The organism is Pirellulales bacterium, from assembly GCA_019636335.1.
Lineage (GTDB): Bacteria > Planctomycetota > Planctomycetia > Pirellulales > JAEUIK01 > JAHBXR01.
This window is the reverse complement of the sequence record JAHBXR010000002.1, coordinates 323,420-340,530: the sequence shown is the minus strand read 5'-3', so window position 1 is coordinate 340,530 and position 17,111 is coordinate 323,420. Positions and strand designations below refer to the sequence as shown.

Below are 17,111 nucleotides of genomic sequence, written 5' to 3'. Positions count from 1 at the left end.
GTAACTCAGGCCACGGTCCAGGTGTCGCCCGAGTTGAACAGCTTGTCGAGGTCGCCTTCGCCACGTGCTTTCTTGGCCTCGGCCACCTGACCGTTGAGCATCTCTTCGTAGCGTGGAGCGTCGACGGCACGGAGCACGCCGATCGGCTCCGGGAATTCCGGATAGCGCATGCGGCTGAGCAGGTAGGCCAGGCTGGGCTCGGGAGCCTTTTCGTCGTGGAAGAGCAGGTCGTCCTCGCTGATCCCCTTGCCCAGCTCGACCACCTCGGGGTCCATGCCGTGCAGGCGGATGCCCTTGTTGCGATCCTTGCCGAAGATCAGCGGCTTGCCATGCTCGAGCTCGAGCGTGGTGTCGGCCTTCGTCTCGCGGTCGGTGGCGAAGTTATACGCCCCGTCGTTGAAGACGTTGCAGTTCTGGTAGATCTCGACGAACGAGGTGCCGCGATGCTCGGCCGCGCGGTGCAACACCATCTCGAGGTGCTTGATATTCACGTCGATCGAGCGGGCCACGAAGGTCGCCTCGCAACCGATCGCGATCGAAAGCGGGTGCAACGGGTTGTCGATCGCGCCCATCGGCGTGCTCTTGGTCACCTTGCCCAAGGGGGAGGTGGGAGAGTATTGCCCCTTCGTCAAACCGTAGATGCGGTTGTTGAAGAGGATGATGTTCATGTCGAGGTTGCGGCGAATGGCGTGCATCAGGTGGTTGCCACCGATGCTCAGGCCGTCGCCGTCGCCCGTGATGACCCACACGCTCAGGTCGGGGCGGACCGTCTTCAAACCGGTGGCCACGGCCGGGGCACGACCGTGAATCGAGTGAATACCGTACGTATCGACGTAGTACGGAAAGCGGCTCGAACAGCCGATGCCGGAGATGAAGACCGTGTTCTCGCGCACCGCGCCGATGCCCGCCAGCACCTTCTTCATCTGGGCCAGAATCGAATAGTCGCCGCAGCCGGGGCACCAGCGCACGTCTTGATCGCTGGCGAAGTCGCCCGGGGTCAATACCTTCAACGCAGACTCTGTACTCATGGTGTGCTTCGCTTACGCGAGTAGCTCCTTGATCTTGTCTTCCACTTCTCCGACCGTGAACGGCTTGCCCTGGACCTTGTTCAGGCCCACGGTTTCGACCCCGTACGTGCCTTGCAGCAGCAGGCGCAACTGGCCGAGATTCAATTCGGGCACCAAGACCTTGTCGTAACTTTTGAGGATTTCTCCCAGGTTACGCGGCATGGGGTTGAGGTATCGCAAGTGGCAGTGGGCCACCGCGCCTCCCGCGGCACGTGCCTTGCGCACGGCCGTGGCGAGCGCGCCGTAAGTGCCCCCCCAACCGATGACCAGTAGCTTGCCCTTTTCCGGGCCATCGACTTCCTGCAGCGGAATGTCGTTGGCGATGCCCGCCACCTTGTTCGCCCGCAGATGCACCATGTGCTCGTGATTCAGTGGATCGTAGCTGACGTTCCCCGTGATGTCCTGCTTTTCCAGGCCACCGATGCGGTGCTGCAATCCGGCCGTGCCGGGAACCGCCCAAGGACGCGAGAGACGCTCGTCGCGCTGGTAGGGGAGGTACTTGTCTCCGTTGGTGATCGGGCCCGGGTGCGTCACCGTAATCGACGGCAGCGAATCGACCTCGGGAATGCGCCACGGTTCCGAGCCGTTGGCGATGTACCCGTCGGTCAGGATGAAGACCGGCGTCATGTACCGCACCGCGATCCGCCAGGCCTCGAGCACGACGTCGAAGCAATCGGCGGGGCTGCGGGCGGCGATGACCGGCGCGGGGCACTCGCCGTTGCGGCCACAAACGGCCTGCAGCAGGTCGGCCTGCTCGGTCTTCGTGGGGAGCCCCGTGCTGGGGCCGCCACGCTGGACGTTGATCACCAACATGGGCAGTTCGGTCATCACGCCCAAGCCGATGCCTTCGCCCTTGAGCGCGATCCCGGGACCGCTCGAACCGGTCACCGACATGGCCCCGGCAAAGGCGGCGCCGATCACCGACGTGATGGCGGCGATCTCATCCTCGGCCTGGAACGTGCGCACGCCGAAATTTTTGTGCTTGGCGAGCTCGTGCAGGATGTCGCTGGCGGGCGTGATCGGGTACGTGCCGTAGAACAGGTCGCAGTCGCTGCGCTTCGACGCGGCCAGCAGCCCCCAGGCCGTGGCTTCGTTGCCCGTGATGTTGCGATACTTGCCGGGAGTCAGCTTGGCGGGATTGACGCGGAACTGGCTGGCAAAGGCCTCGACCGTTTCGCCGTAGTTGTAACCGGCGTGCAGGGCGCGGCGATTCGCCTCGGCCACGTCGGGACGCTTGCCGAACTTGGCGTCGATATACCGCAAGGTGGTGTCGAGCGGACGATCGTAGAGCCAGAAGGCCAACCCCATGGCGTAGAAGTTTCGGCATCGATCGGCTTCCTTGACGCTCAACCCCAGCCCTTCGACGGCCAAACGGGTCAAGCGGGTCATTTCGACCGAGAAGAGCTGAAAGGCCTTGAGGGTGCCATCTTCGAGCGGGCTGCCGCTATAACCGGCCAGCTTGAGGCTCTTTTCGTCGAAAGCATCCTTGTTGACGATCAGGATGCCGCCGGGAATCAGATCGGCGAGGTTGGTCACCAGCGCGGCTGGATTCATCGCCACCAGGGCGTCCACGCGGTCGCCGGGCGTGAAGATCTCGGTATCGGCAAAGTGGATTTGGAAGCCAGAGACGCCTGCCTTCGTACCGCGCGGAGCACGAATCTCGGCCGGAAAGTCGGGGAACGTGGCGATGTCGTTACCGATCAGCGCCGACGTGTTGGTCATCTGCGTCCCCGCCAACTGCATGCCATCGCCCGAGTCGCCACAGAATCGGACCGTGGCGGAGTGAACTTCGATGATGGGCTTGTGAGTTTCGACGGAGGTCGTGGTGCTAGCCATCTTGGATCTAGATTCCTCTACGTGATGATATCGGTCGCGGTGGGTGGGAGAGCAACCGAGGCGGCGGGCGTTTTTACGCGCCTTCACGCTCCTGTGTGGCGGCGCGGGCGACGGGGGGTTGGTTGTAGACGGCTTTCGGGAAGTGCTGGACCAGGTAGTGGACGATACCCGACACCTTGACCAGACCGACGGGCCGTTTCGCGACATCCACGATCGGCAGACGACGGTATCCGCCCCCCGACATCTGGCTGATCGCCTGTCCGACCTTGGCATCGGCCGGCAGCGTGGTGACGTTGGTCGTCATGACCGACGAGATGGGCGCGTCGAGATTGGCGTTGGCCGCCATCAGTCGCAAGGCATCTCGCTCGGTGAAGATGCCGGCCAGCACGCCCTCGCGGCAGATGATGGCACTGCCTGTCTTGCGAGCCTTGAGCAGTTCCAACAATTCGCGCACGGTCACGTTCGGCTCGACGCAGCATGGCTCGACCATGCCGGCATGAGCGACCGTTTCCGTATTCAGATTCAACTCGATGTCCACGGCCCAAACTCCGAACGCATAGTTCGGCGGCACGGTGAGCAACCGCTCGACCCGCGTGCCAGCGGGGCGACGGCTCCAAGCAGTGGTGCGGACTCGGTCAGGCGGGTAGGCGACGGCGAGTCGAGGCCAAAGACGCGGACACGTTGCCGCGCGGCAATGCCTCTCCTTGCAACGTTAGCACCGGCCGCCGCCGGTCGCAAGCGTCCTGTCCGTTCGTGTCCGCCCGATCGTCAAGATTGTAACGACGACCGCAATTTAACACGTATCCGCCGGCGGTTGAACGTCAAATTCAAGCGATTTTTTGCCAATCTGACGACAAAGTCAGGCAGGCGGGAGCTTCCCCGGGAAATCCCTTTACAAGTCGCGGCGACGTCACAGCGACTCGTTCGAGCGTCGCCAGGAACTTAGGCTGCGGCATTGACTCCGCATATGAACCGGTCGAAACCAACTCTTCCAATGTCGGGTGATGGACAAACTCTGCCCGAATCGCTTTGTCATCAGCAACCTCTGAGCCCGTGCGCTTTCGCTCACGGAAGATTCGTTCGTATCGCATAACGTCACCCTACTCCGCCTCGGGCGGCAGGCCTTGCTGGTAGAACTTCGACAGGTCGATACCCCCCTTTTGTTGCTCCTCTTCGATGAGCCGCAGCCGCGATTCGAGCCGCTCGATGCGCCGGACCAACGAGGGCAGCAACTGCCTTTCCTCAGGCTCGGGCTTTGGTCGGGGTACCGTGGGATAACCCAGATGACGCTCGAGCGCCGCGAACAGCAGCAGCGGATCCTTCCGGCGATTGGCGAGCGCGATTTGCCCCTCCTTCTCGCCGAACAAAACGGCCGCGGGGGAGTCGTCGTTCGAGAGGCCCTGCGCCCTCTGCTGATTGACATAATGCTGACTGCGAACATAGAGCAGGTCGGCAAAGTCGATAATGCCGATCTGTCGTCGCACGACGTGGATCCACTCGCGCCACACGGCGTCGAAAATCGGATCCTTGGCCACCGCGTCGAGCCCTGCATCGTAGCCTAGCCGGTTGCGGCTCAGCGTCTCGAACTGAAACAAGAAGATGCCCTGAATCGTGGCCCCTTCGGCGCGATACTTCGCTTCGCGAGCGAGCACGTCGAGCGCTGTGCGAAAGTCGAATCGCGCGCGCTCGTCCTCGGAAGCGACCACCAAAAACGTCTGAAAGGGCGTGAAATAATGCCCCAGCTTGGCCATGGCGGTACCGAAGACGCCGTGGAACTTCAACTCGGCCGCCAGAAAGTCGATGGCCATGGGCAGCTTTGTCGTGGCGAGCACCTCTTCGCGTAGTGTCCCCAGCAGTTCCTGGACCGACAGGCCCGCAGAAATACGCTCCGCCAGAGTCCGGAAGAAATAGGCCTGCTCGACGTACTCCTCGCGTTCCAGCGGCATGCACAGCTTTCGACGTTGGAGGTCCTTGCGCGAATCAGGTTCGGCGCAAGGTAAACTTGATCGGGAGACGGTCCGGGATCTGCCGTAGCGCACCGCTGGCAGGTCTCCCCGACTCGCCTATAATAACGAAAACCTAGCCACACCACACAGTTGCGCCCCCCGTGGCGCGGAGTTCCGCCGGTGCATCGCCCGTTTTCTACCATTGAAGCCGCCGTCGAAGCCCTGGCCCGCGGCGAAGTGGTCATCGTCGCCGACGACGAAGATCGCGAGAACGAAGGGGACTTCATCTGCGCGGCCGACAAGGTCACGCCCGAGATCGTGAACTTCATGATTACGCACGGGCGAGGCCAGTTGTGCATGCCGATCCTGCCCGAGGTGTGCGATCGGCTGAAGCTCAACCCGATGGTCGACTCGACGCTGAACAACGCTCCACTGCAGACGTCGTTCACCGTGCCGATCGATCATCGCACCTCGCGCACGGGCATCACGGCCAAGGAACGGGCCACCACGATCCAGGCCGTCCTCGATCCGCAAAGCCGGCCGAGCGACTTCGTGCGTCCCGGGCATCTCTTTCCGCTGATGGCCAAAGAGGGGGGCGTTCTGCGGCGCGCCGGCCATACCGAGGCCGCCGTCGATCTGGCCCGGCTGGCAGGCCTCGCTCCGGCGGGCGTGCTGTGCGAGATCCTCGATCCCACCGGCGACCGCGCCGACCGGCGGCGTTTGCTCGAACTGGCGGCCGAGCACAAGCTCGAGATCATCACCATCGAGGAGTTGATCCGCTACCGACGCCGTAGCGAGAAGCTGGTCTACCGCGAGGCCGAGGCTGAATTGCCCACCAAGCATGGCCAATTCAAGATCATCGCCTACGGCGTGAAGTACGAGTCGCAGCAGCCGATCGTGCTGGTGCGCGGCGACCTGACGAAGGCGGCCGCCCCGCTCGTCCGGCTCCATTCATCCTGCTTCACCGGCGACCTGATCGATTCGCTGCGCTGCGACTGCGGAGATCAACTGCACATGGCGCTCGACATGATCGCCAGTGAAGGCGCCGGCGTTTTGGTCTACCTGCAGCAAGAGGGACGCGGCATCGGACTGATGAACAAGATCAAGGCCTATGCCCTGCAAGACCAGGGGCTCGACACGGTCGAGGCCAACCTGGCGCTCGGCTACAAGGCCGATACCCGGGATTACGGTGTCGGCATTCAACTGCTCAAGGACCTGGGCCTGACCAAGGTCCGCCTGCTGACGAACAATCCCAAGAAGACCGATGCCGCCATCTACGGCGGGTTCGACCTGGAAGTGGTCGACCAGGTGCCGATCATTCCCCCCGTCAACGAGCACAACGCGCACTATATCGCCACGAAGCGCGAAAAGATGGGGCACCACCTGCCCGAGGTGGAATAGGCGAACCGGTGCAAAAGTCGGCCAAATCAGGCGATTTCCGCAACCTATAGTTGCCGTGTGAGGTGTTTCGCCCTCACCACGAGCAAGTCCGTCGTCCGCAGGTCAGGTACGCGCGTACCTGACAAAACCCGACGGTGGGCATTGCCAGTAAATCCATCGCGGCCGGCCGATGCGAACGCTTTCTCAATCACCGTGGGGACCTCTGGGCGCCACTGGCTCCGCCAGTGCCGCGCGGCGCACGATCGTGGCTGCGCTGTGCGCTTTTATCGTGGCACTTTCCACGACTGGACTTGCACGCGGCGCGACACTCCCCTCAAGTTCACACTCCCGGCAAGCTCTTCGCCAACAACGGCAGGCCCACGACGCGCTCGATACGCTTCGACGAGCGATCGTCGCCAGCGGAGAAATGAGCTCGGAGGAACTTGCTCGATACTCGGCCACTTTTACAAAACTAGCCACCGAGTTGGATCGTTCGCTCGATCGATCGTGGCCGACACACGAGCAGGCACGATTCATCCTCGCCTTTCTGCACCGGCGCCTGCTCACCGGCGGCTACGACGCCGCGTGCCACGATCCGCGCCGCGCGTTCGATCGTGGCGAGTTTAATTGCGTCGGCTCGACCCTGTTGTTCCACTGCCTGGCAGCCCACTGCGGGCTGGAATCTCACGCCATGCTCATCACCGGGCACGTCTGGTGCCGCGTCGACTCGCGTGAACACTCCTACGACGTCGAAACGACGAACGATCGCTGGCGGCCAGAAGACAAACTCAGCAGCAACATCGACTTGCACGAGGTCCGGGCTCTCGACACCGACGGGATGGTCGCGCTGGTGTACTACAACCGCAGCGTTGTGGAACTCGAGCAGAGAGACTATCTGGCAGCGATCGAGGCGTGCCGAGCAGTGCTCGAACTCGATGCCGAAGCCGACATTGCCCGCGACAATTTGACAGCAGCCTACAACAACTGGGCCGTGCAAAACTCCGAAGAAGGGCACCACCCGGAGGCCTTGAAGCTGCTGGCCGAGGCACGGGCCATCGCCCCGCACGACGAACGATTAAAGGCCAACGCCCGGCGGCTGTACGCCCGATCGTACGAAGCCCACCTGGCCGCCGGCGAATATCTCGCAGCCAGCGAGATCGTGGCCGCCGCGGTGACGGAGTTCCCGGACGATGATTACTTCGTGGCGGCACGTTCGCAACTGCTTTCCAAGCGTGTGTTCGAGTTGCTGCAATTTGGCAACGCGGTTCCGCTGCCGCAACCTGGTGTTTGAGCGGGGTAGAACGAGCTGACTAGATCCGCGTAACCGAACAGGCTCCAACTTCCCTTACTCACGTCCCCCGATTTGCCTCCCCGGTTTTTCTGAGCTAGGGTTCTGTTGGCGTCGAGTTCGCGCGACGCTGGCGGTACACATCTCCTAGCGAACGGGTCGTTCCGAAGCACTCAGGCGTGCGCGTGTCGATTCTGGCGAGCGCGGGGTGATTCTGCCGAGCGGCAAGCACAACATTTCTGTAGCTATTTCGACTTGCACGGCGGCCCCTTCCTCTCGTGCCGTCGCACGAATACCCGTTGAACATTCCGCGCGCCAAGGCGACGTTCGTTCGCGCTGCGCGCGGCCCCTTTTTTACTTGCGCCCCACCGATGAGCACCACGAATTCAGGATCCGAAGGTATGAGCTTTGCCGCCAGCGGTACGTTTGCTGTCCCGACCTCCACGCCCGAGTTGGCGACTCCGCCCGGCCTTTCACCGCCGCCGGAGTTCGCCACCGCGGGTAACACCGCCACCGACGACGAAGTCTGCGCGCTGGTGTGGGGGCTGCTGACGCGGCTCTATCCGCGCGGTCGGGCGGTGGAACGGCGCCGCGAGCTGCGCTACCCGTTCCCTCACCTGGTCACGCTTACGCCCGTGAATGAAAACGCCACCGAGCGTCTGGGCGAGAGCTTGTCTGTCGTGGGGCGGCACTTGTCGGAACGGGGGCTGGGCTTCTTCCACCAGGCCCCCCTGCCCTATCGCCACGTTGTGGCCACGCTCGAAACCGAGGATGGCCGCAGCATCTCGCTCCTGCTCGACGTGAGCTGGTGCCGCTTCACCCGCGCCGGTTGGTACGAGAGTGGCGGGCGATTCTTGAAGGTCGTGCGGCCGAATGCTGCTTGACAGTCGACCTCGAAGCCGCTCGGATGATTTCGTCGAGTGGCACGTGCGCTCGTTCCACTGCGACACGTTTGTCGCGCGAGCGCTACCTTATCGAGGAAAGGGGCACTCTTATGGGCATGTGTGGTGCGATCTATGCGCTATCGCCGCAGGAATATCAGAAAGTATGTTCGGACCCAGGTGTCTGGGAGACGCTAACCGACTGGTCCCGTCCTCAAGTCCCCTGCTGTGACCTGCAAAAGTCGTGGCATGGCTTGCATTACTTGCTGACCGGAGAAAGTGCCGACGCTCCACTGCCTTTGGGGTTCATTTTCGCAAGCGGAGAGCCCATCGAAGAACTCGATGCCGGCTATGGAGCACCTTGCTGGATTTCACCAGAACAAGCGCGCGAAGTACACTTCGCGTTAGACCGTCTTTCCGATGAAGAACTCTGGGCGCGCTTCGATCCTGAAGCCATGAATCAAGCGGGTATTTACCCAATGATTTGGGACGAAGGCGAAGGCGATCTGCGCGAAGAGTACACCATGTACTTTCACGAATTGAAGAAACTCGTCGCCGACGCAGCCGAGAAGAACAAGGGACTGGTATCCCATCTAAGTTGAGCGAATAATGCATCGCTCCGTCGAAAAGATTAACTGCATCGGTGGCAAGAACCACTGCTGGGCAAGCCAGTGGTGTCACACTTTGCAGAAACACTACGAAGCGAGAAACCGAGCGAGTTTTTCTTTCGTCGCCGGCGATTGCAACTCGCTCTTGCCGAAGCCCGGCTCGGCCCCCTCGGCCACGGCGCGGGCCTGATACTCGGGGTAGTTGGTGACCAGCATCACGGGTATGGAGGCAAGGGAGTCGTCGGCCTTCATCGCGCGGATGATGTCGAGGCCGTCGCTGCCGTCTAAATCGAGCAGGCGGTTCACGAGCACCAAGTCGTACTGGTTCGCGCGAAGCTGGGCGAGCGATTCGGCGAGATCATCGGCGCCGTCGATCCGCGCGGCAAAGTGCCCGGCGATCAAGCGGCTGATCGCGCCGTGATCCATGCCGCACTGACCGATATTCAGGACGCGGCGCGTCAATTCTCGCTCGCCTCGTCGGCGCCCTCCTCGGGCACGATGGCGAACAGGTGGCTCTTGTTCGCGATGTAGAGCACGCCGTTGGCAATCACGGGCGTGCTGTAAACCGAATTGCCCATGTTGATCTCGGAGATGATCTCCAGCTCCTTGCCGTGCTTGAGCACGGTGATGTCGCCGTCTTCGTCGCCGATGTAGACCTTGTCGTCGACGATCAGGGGCGAGCCCCACGCCGCGGCGAGCATGTCGTGCGTCCAGTAGGGCTGGCCGGTCTTCGCGTCGAGACAGTGGAACAGGCCGCTGAAGTCGGCCACGTAGAGGATGTCGTCCTTGATCGCCACGGTGCCGCAGGTGCGGTGCATCGTCTCTTCGAACTCGAGCTTGCCGTCGCCGTCGCTATCGACACCCGTGTAGTGCCACACGGCGGCGGAATTCGGATTCGGACGAGCCACTTCGCCCTCTTCGGCGTTCACGGCCTGGATGCGGCGGTGGGGGATGGGGGTCTTGAGATCCTTGAGATTGAAGGCCAACTCGGGACTGACGTCGCCGCGCTTCGTGGGGTCGATGCACCAGAGGTGTCCGGCCCCTTCGCCGTGCTCGGGGTCTTCTCCCACCCCGATAAAAACCAACCCGTTGTAAATCACCGGCGTGCCGATGATGTGATTGCGCGTGGCGCGCTGCAGGGCGTATTTCGATTCCTTGGGATTGCAGTCGAACTTCCAGAGCAGCTCGGGCTTGCCGTCGGGGGTGGCCTCGCCCCGGAAGCTGTAGAGCCAGCCATCGCCGGCGCCGAACAACACCTGCGGCACGCCGTCGATCACGGCAAAGGCCGGCGACGACCACTGCCCGTGCAGTACGTTTGCCCCGGGCGAGTTGTCGGTCCACAGCACCTTGCCGGTGTTCTTGTCGAGACAGAGGAACGTGGGGGCCGAAGGACTCGGCAGCACGGCGTGGCCTTCATCAACGCCGTTCGACGTATTCACGAAGAGCAGATCGCCGGCCGAGGTGACGGAGCAACTGCACATGTTGTGCTGCGACACGCCTAGCTCGCTCATCATGTCGAGCTTCCAGACGATATCGGCCTCGTCTTCGGCGACGTGGGTCTCGCTCGTGTAGGGACCGTCGTTCTCGCCGTTATCGCGGAAGCCCTCCGTGTCGAGGCAGACGACCTCGCCACGGCTGGTGACGAACCAGAGCTTGTCCCCTTCGACGAGCGGAGCGCAGCAGATGCCTTGCAGGGGCCAGTCGTGAACGCGACCCGTGGGGAGCTTCTCGCTCGAGTGCTGCCAGAGAAACTTGCCGTCGGCCTCGTTGAAGCAGAGCAGCACGCCCAGATCGACGGTCGCCGGGTAGCGTTTCAGGTAGCCGGCGCCATTGTTCGAGCCCACGTATACCTTGCCGTTGGCAATCACGGGATTGCCGTAGCTTTGCGAGCCGAGCCGCGCGGCCCATTTGATATTTTGCCCCGAGCCGGGCGTCCACTCCCCCGTCTCGTCGTCGATCTCGCCCACTTCCCACTCGCTGGGAATGTTCTTGGCCTCGGGCGTGTTGTTCTTGATGGTGCTGCCCCCCCATTGAGCCCAGTCCTTGTCTTTGACGCCGACGGGCTTGGGGGCTTCGACCTTGTGTGCGTTGGCTTCGTTGGCGCGCGTATGGCCATTCGCAAGCAACAGGAACAGCCCGCTGGCCAACAGCGACGATGCGAGTTTGGTCTTCATCGGAAGCGTCTTCTCCATGTAGGTCAGGTACGGGCGTACCTGACAAAACCGTCGTTCTGATTCCTGTCAGGCACGTGAGGGGTGCCTGAGCTACGGTGCGCTAATTCGGCGTCACCTGGATGTTGTCGAGAAAGATCTCGGCGTTCGTCGCATTGCCGAATAAGCCTGGGCTACCGACGAGGTTGGGGGCGTTGTCGGTCGCCTCGATCTGCCATTCTTGCGGCTCGGGCGTACCACGTTCCCAGACCTTGCCGCGCAAGACGGCCTTGTCCCCCTGGGCCTCGGCGCGGAACTTGAGCGTGTACCACTTGTCGGGCTCCCATTTCAGCGGAACCGTTTTCGAGAAGCGGCCCAACTGCGACGTCCAACTGCGGATCTGCAGCTCTTGTTCGACGCCCCGCAGGTCGAGCGTGTAGCGCTGCGCGATCAGCCCGATGTCGGGCAGCTTGTCGCCACGCATGGCGCCGCGGATATCGGCCTGAATCGTGTAGTCGTGCAGGTCGGTACGCCCCATCCATGCCTGGCTGCGCGTCCCCTTGGGAATCGTGGTGACCTTGACCATCACTGGGTCGCCATCCAGCTCGCGCACGATGTGGCGATAGCGGGCACCGACCCAGGGGAGCGGTACCTCGCCATCCGAGATATCAAACGACCAGGGGAGATCGGGAATGATCCGCACGCGGGCCATCCCCTGCAGATCGCCCACCTGGGCCGTGACCGTCGAGGCCGTGTGCTGCGCCGAGCTGTCGGCCAGGTACTCGCCGTCGGGCGAGATCGTGCCGTGGGCATCGACGCTGAACTCGGCCTTCGACTTTTTGAGGAACTGGCCGTTCGAGTTGAACAGGCGCACCTCGAACTGCACCTTCTCCCCCGGCTTCACCTGGGCTTCGACCGGCACCACCTGTACGAACGCCGGCTGTGGATCGTTCGAGACGGGAGTCTCGGCCGGCAGTTGCTGCACGTCGCCGCTGGAGTTCTTCGCCTCTTTGTCGCCGATGCAGTAGAGCGCGGCGGTCGTCGGCAGATAGATGCGCCCATGGGCGATAATCGGCGAGCCGTAGACCTCCTCGCCCTGCGGCAGACGCAGACGATGCACGATATCGCAACCCTTGTCGCTGGGCTTCAGCACGTAGAAGCGGCCGTCGACCGAGCAGGCATAGAGCTTGCCATCGCCGTAGATCAGGCTGGCACGCATCATCGTGCCGAGCTTTTGCTTCTTGCCGATCTGCTTGCCATCGGCGGCATTGAACACGTACAAACCGCCCGAGTCGTCCAGGGCGTAGACGCGACCGTCGATCACCACCGGCGAACACTTGCCGATGCCGATCTCCTTCTTCAGCCACAACGTATTCGTCTGCGTAATGTTGCGTCCCAGCTTCACCGCGGGGGGCGCGCCAGGGGGCGCCGGCTTCGGCGCGGAGGGGGGCTCTTCCGGGGGCAAGCCCTTCAGGCTTCCCTGGATGGCGGCCACGGCCCCCATCGTCGTGTTGTCCATGTTCTCTTCGCTATGGCCACAGTAGACGATGCCGTCGACCACCACCGGCGACGTATTAATGCCACGACGCGAGAAGTTGTACTTCCAGACGGGCTTGCCCGTGCGAGGCTGGAAGGCGTGCAGGCCGCCATCGCCGGAGCCAAAGATCATCAGCGCCTCGCCGTCGATCACCGAGATCACCGGCGTGCTGTAGGTCGTGTCGTCGGGTAGGGGCGAAGTGCCGTTGAACCAGACCACCTCGCCCGTGTTCTTATCCATCGCCAGAAAGCGATGCGCCGGACGGGCCATATCGCCCCAACCGATAATCACCGCGCTCGTGATGACGAGATCCTCGAACAGGATCGGCACGTTCGTGCGGCCGCCGTACGTGCTGAGCAGCCCGAACTCTTCGCTCAACGAACGAGTCCAAAGGGGCTTGCCGGTCTCGCCATCGAGACAGCAGAAGTAACCGCAGACGCCCATCGCGTAGACACGTCCCGTGGCGGGATCGCCCACGACCGACGACCAGGCCACGCGTTCGGCGGGCACGTCGGTCAGGTAGACGTTGAACTTGTGTTCCCAGATCTTCTTGCCGGTGTTCGCATCGAGGCAGACGACCTTTTCCCCCTCGCTGGGCGTTTCGATCGCGTCGCGCGACAGCAAGTAGACCTTGCCGTGCATGACGATGGGGGTCGAGACCGTGCTGATCTCGGTATTCTTCCAAAGCACGTTCTCGCCTTCGGGATCCCAGCGATCGATGAGCCCCGACTCGCGCGAGATGCCGTTCTGCTCCGGACCGCGCCAGTTGGGCCAATCGCCAGGGTCGGGCTTTTCAACCGCCTGGGCCGTTCGATCGACGGCACTCGCCAACAAGAGAAGCAAGAGAGTAAATACACGAGCCGGGATCCGTTGCATGGCGAAGAGTCCGGTTCCGAGGGCGGGGCAAGGATGGCAGGCAAAGCAGCACGCTGCAGGACGGAAGACGGCTCGCGCCGCTCCGCGCGCTGGAAAACGTGGCGTGGACCACGTCTCTGTCAGGATACGACGCCACGTAGGGTCGGGCAAGCCGCGGGGACCTTGCGGAGGGGGATCACACCAGCACCCCTTTGGTCGATGCAGAAGACCACAACTACTGGCAGACTCGCGGTTTTGGCCGTGTCGACCCGGCTGCCGGGCGCGAGCGACGAACGCTACTGCTTAATTGGGCAGTGGGAAGAGGCTGGTGTCGGTTTCCGTCTCTCCCGGCTCGTGATCGGCGAGGATGTCCTCGAGCAGGTTGTAGAGGAACCAGTCGAGATCGGTGGCACCGCCGGTGAGATGGTCGATTTCGCCGTCGTCGAAGAGCGTGGTGCCGGGGATGAGATAGATCGTGCCATTCGCGCCGCCGGGCGTGCCGGTGAGATGCGCGATGCGATCTTCGTAGCTCCCCGCCGAAGTCCACTCGTTGTGAATGGCCAGTAGCGCGGCGGCGTTCAAGTCGAAGATGGTCTTGTCCGAGATCAACAGGTCTTCGCCCGCTTCTCCCGCCAGCGTGTCGAGTCCCATTCCGCCGATAAGGATATCGTTACCCGTCCCTCCCGAGATGCTGTCCTTGCCCGAGCCACCGCTGAGCACGTCGTGGCCGGCGCCGCCGAGGAGGGTGTCGTTCCCTTCGCTGCCGTCGCCGCCGGTAAGCAGGTCGTCTCCGTCGCCGCCGTCTAAAAGATCGTGGCCATGGTGGCCGAAGATCTGGTCGTTACCATCCTCGCCAAAAAGACGATCGGCGCGGCCTTCGGCGCCATCGCTGCCATCGCCCAGGATGGTGTCGTTGCCGGCGCCACCGTAGACGGTGTCTTCGCCTCCTTCGAGGCCGTCTGCTTCGATCAGGTCGTTGCCGGGACCGCCGATGAGCGTGTCGTTCCCTTCGGCGCCATCCCCCTTCGCGCCAACGAACTCGCCGCGGAGGATGTCGTCGGCGTCGCCGCCGATGAGCGTATCGTTGTGCCGGCCCCCTTCGAGCGTCGCGGAAATGGTCGAAAGCGCGGCGGCGTCGAGCACATCGTTGCCGGAGTGACCCTTGCCGATCACACGGCCGGTGACGCCAGTGAATACCGTGACGAAATTGGTCGTGAAGCCGCCGATCCTGGTAGTGTGAACTTCCACCTCGGTCGCGCTGGTTTGTATGAACTGGACGGAGTCGGCGCCTCCCGACCCTTCCCACTCGATGTTTTCGCCGACCTGCGCGAGTCGCCAGACGTGTACGGTGCGCGTGGCGGGGGCACTAACGCCGCCATCCTTGTCGGTGGCGCGGACCTGTACGTTATAGGACGCCGGCGTGTTGAACGTGTGACTGACCACCGTGCCATTCGGACCGACGACGGTTTCGTCGATCTCGCCATCTCCGTTCCAATCGATGGTAAAGGTGTAACCGGCGGCACGGTCGGCCGCCGAGGGATCGTTGGCCAGCAGCACGAAGTTCTGCGAGACCCCGACGTGCGAGACATTGACCCCCGTTACGTTCGCCGTCGGCGGGGCATTGCCGATGGTGATCGTCGCCGTATCGGTGGCGACGCCGCCAGGGCCCGTCACGCGCAAGCGGACGGTGTACGTGCCCTCTTCGGTAATGATCCAGTTGAGATTCTTGCCCGTCGCATCGTAGGAACCGTCGTCGCCGAGATCCCATTCGTAAAGGGAAATCACACCGGTGCCACTTCCCACCAGCGCCACGGCCACGCCTTCGATGCTGGTGTAGGGTCCACCGGCGATCGCCGTGGGCGGAATCGCCACGACGTCGGCCGACAGCACGATTTCGTACGAACTGCCCGCTGCTCCCAGATCGGCGCCAACGTCGGTCGAGAAGGTCAGCGTGGCCGTGCGCAGGCCCACCGGCGCGGTGGGGAGCACGTGGATGGTGAGCGAGGCGAGCGAGCCGGCGTCGATCTTCATGCCGGGGGTAAAGCCCGTGACGCTGAAGTAAGAGGCGTCCACACCACTGAAGGAGAACGAACGGAGCGACAGCGCGGTCAGGTCCCCCAGGTCGCCATCGGTGGTGATGTTCGAGATCTGGATGGGCAGCGGCGTATTGGCGCCAAGCTCGGTCACGCCGAAATCGAGCGAGCTGATGCTCGAATAGATCGGCCCGACGCCCGTGCCCGTCAACTGGGAGATCTTGTTGCCCGCGGCACTCGTCACGGTCACCTGCTGCGTGTCGGGCAGGCGATCGGTCGGCGTGTAGCTGATGGTCGACGTGACGCTGTCGCTACCGAGCGTGGGATCCTTGAAGAGCCAGGCCAGCGAGGCGGCGCTGCCCGTGAAGCTGCCGGTGATCGTGGGAATGCTCACGTTGGCCAACTTGGTGAAGTTGGGCCCCATGTTGAAGGCCTGCAAGTCCTGGGTCGCCGTCGCGCCGATGCGCACCGCGCCAAAGTCGACGTCGGGGGCCGCGAGGACGGCCGGCAGGAAGGCCGTATTGAAAAAGGTGTTGTAGGCGTGCTGGGCGACGATCGAATACCCCGCCGCATTCAGGTGGATCGCATCTCCCGCTGGCTTGTGCGACATGGGGGCGGGCAAATCGGTGTACGCCTGATTCGGAAATCCGGTGGGGCTTCCCAACGCGCCCAGCGCAGAAAAGGTACCCAGGTTGCCGGTGTAACCGACCGTGGTCGAGACGATACCGAAATTCGAGACGTAATGAATGCGCCGCGAGTCGAGCCCGATATCCTCGAACTCGACTTCTCCCGAACGCATCTCGGCATTGATCACCCCACTTTGTTGCAGACGTTCCGCAGGATCGTTCGTGGGGGTAACGCCGAGCAGCAGACGAATCAGGTCGCCGTTGGTGCCGATGTCCCAAACGTTGGGATAGTCGTAGCCCACGAACAGGATCTGAATGTCGGGGCGTACATTCAGGATCGTATTCATGACGGTGACGAGATCTTCCTTGATCGTCGCGAAGAGCTGCGAGTTATCTCCGCCCAGGGTGAATCCCCCGTTCTGTGCGGCCTGCAGAAAATCGTTCCCCCCCAGGCAGATGAGCACCACGTCGGCATTGGGATGCGCTTCGATGCGCGAGATCACGCTCGCCGGATTATCGGCGTCTTGATAGGCGCGCCGGCCACCGATCGCCTCGCCATACACCGGCAGGCCCCCCAGCAGATTGTTCGACATCGTCTGGGTCGGGGCCCGCATGCCCACGCCCCAGCTATCGCCGAACGCGATGATGCCCGCGAGCAGTCGCCGTTCCTCGAGCTGATCGACCGCCAGGCGGCGTCCACGCTGCACCAACGCAGCACGCGTGCGCGGAGAACGCCGGGTGGTCTTCCAGAGACTTGCTGACTTGGAACGAGGCTTCATCATTCGCGCTCCCATGCATCGATCGAACAGGGTCCCCTCCGCTCGGGCAGCCAATTCCTGCCTGGCTATGCACCTGAACAACACGCGAAATCAGAAATCGTTTCGCTTTTTCGCTAATTGTCCTG

At 62.9% G+C, this 17,111-nt stretch carries 12 protein-coding genes; 4 read left to right on the top strand and 8 right to left on the bottom strand.

Annotated elements, in window-relative coordinates:
- Positions 1-5 precede the first annotated feature (5 nt).
- From KF708_03500 to KF708_03485, 4 genes are all read right to left on the bottom strand, one after another.
- Positions 6-1,028, bottom strand: a complete 1,023-nt coding sequence (locus KF708_03500; GenBank protein ID MBX3411762.1) for a 2-oxoacid:ferredoxin oxidoreductase subunit beta — start codon at positions 1,026-1,028, stop codon at positions 6-8.
- Positions 1,029-1,040: 12 nt separating this feature from the next.
- Positions 1,041-2,903, bottom strand: a complete 1,863-nt coding sequence (locus KF708_03495) for a 2-oxoacid:acceptor oxidoreductase subunit alpha (GenBank protein ID MBX3411761.1) — start codon at positions 2,901-2,903, stop codon at positions 1,041-1,043.
- Between the two features lie 73 nt (positions 2,904-2,976).
- Entirely contained in the window at positions 2,977-3,441 is a 465-nt protein-coding gene (locus KF708_03490) for a CBS domain-containing protein (protein ID MBX3411760.1), read from the bottom strand.
- A gap of 562 nt (positions 3,442-4,003) precedes the next feature.
- Positions 4,004-4,849, bottom strand: a complete 846-nt coding sequence (locus KF708_03485) for a hypothetical protein (GenBank protein MBX3411759.1) — start codon at positions 4,847-4,849, stop codon at positions 4,004-4,006.
- A gap of 180 nt (positions 4,850-5,029) precedes the next feature.
- Here KF708_03485 and ribA point away from each other — a divergent pair, with 180 nt between their 5' ends.
- The 4 genes from ribA (at position 5,030) to KF708_03465 (ending at position 9,000) form a co-directional block, all read left to right on the top strand.
- Positions 5,030-6,250, top strand: coding sequence for a GTP cyclohydrolase II (gene ribA, locus KF708_03480; GenBank protein MBX3411758.1), 1,221 nt, complete (start codon positions 5,030-5,032; stop codon positions 6,248-6,250).
- Positions 6,251-6,656: 406 nt separating this feature from the next.
- The gene (locus tag KF708_03475) at positions 6,657-7,520 is read left to right on the top strand and encodes a tetratricopeptide repeat protein (protein ID MBX3411757.1); all 864 of its coding nucleotides are present in this window, start codon (positions 6,657-6,659) and stop codon (positions 7,518-7,520) included.
- A 398-nt stretch (positions 7,521-7,918) separates the two neighbouring features.
- On the top strand, positions 7,919-8,401 hold the full coding sequence (locus KF708_03470; protein MBX3411756.1) for a hypothetical protein: 483 nt from the start codon (positions 7,919-7,921) through the stop codon (positions 8,399-8,401).
- Positions 8,398-9,000, top strand: a complete 603-nt coding sequence (locus tag KF708_03465) for a YfbM family protein (protein MBX3411755.1) — start codon at positions 8,398-8,400, stop codon at positions 8,998-9,000. Before KF708_03470 ends, KF708_03465 begins: the two co-directional genes overlap by 4 nt.
- Positions 9,001-9,093: 93 nt before the next feature.
- Here the strand turns inward: KF708_03465 and KF708_03460 are convergent, their stop codons facing one another.
- The 4 genes from KF708_03460 to KF708_03445 all read right to left on the bottom strand — a co-directional run bounded on the left by KF708_03460 (position 9,094) and on the right by KF708_03445 (position 16,989).
- Positions 9,094-9,408, bottom strand: coding sequence for a response regulator (locus KF708_03460; protein ID MBX3411754.1), 315 nt, complete (start codon positions 9,406-9,408; stop codon positions 9,094-9,096).
- A gap of 56 nt (positions 9,409-9,464) precedes the next feature.
- A complete protein-coding gene (locus KF708_03455) occupies positions 9,465-11,198 on the bottom strand; it encodes a PQQ-binding-like beta-propeller repeat protein (GenBank protein ID MBX3411753.1) in 1,734 nt (577 codons plus the stop codon).
- Positions 11,199-11,280: 82 nt separating this feature from the next.
- Entirely contained in the window at positions 11,281-13,569 is a 2,289-nt protein-coding gene (locus tag KF708_03450) for a PQQ-binding-like beta-propeller repeat protein (GenBank protein ID MBX3411752.1), read from the bottom strand.
- Positions 13,570-13,851: 282 nt separating this feature from the next.
- A complete protein-coding gene (locus tag KF708_03445; protein ID MBX3411751.1) occupies positions 13,852-16,989 on the bottom strand; it encodes a PKD domain-containing protein in 3,138 nt (1,045 codons plus the stop codon).
- Between the last annotated feature and the right edge of the window lie 122 nt (positions 16,990-17,111).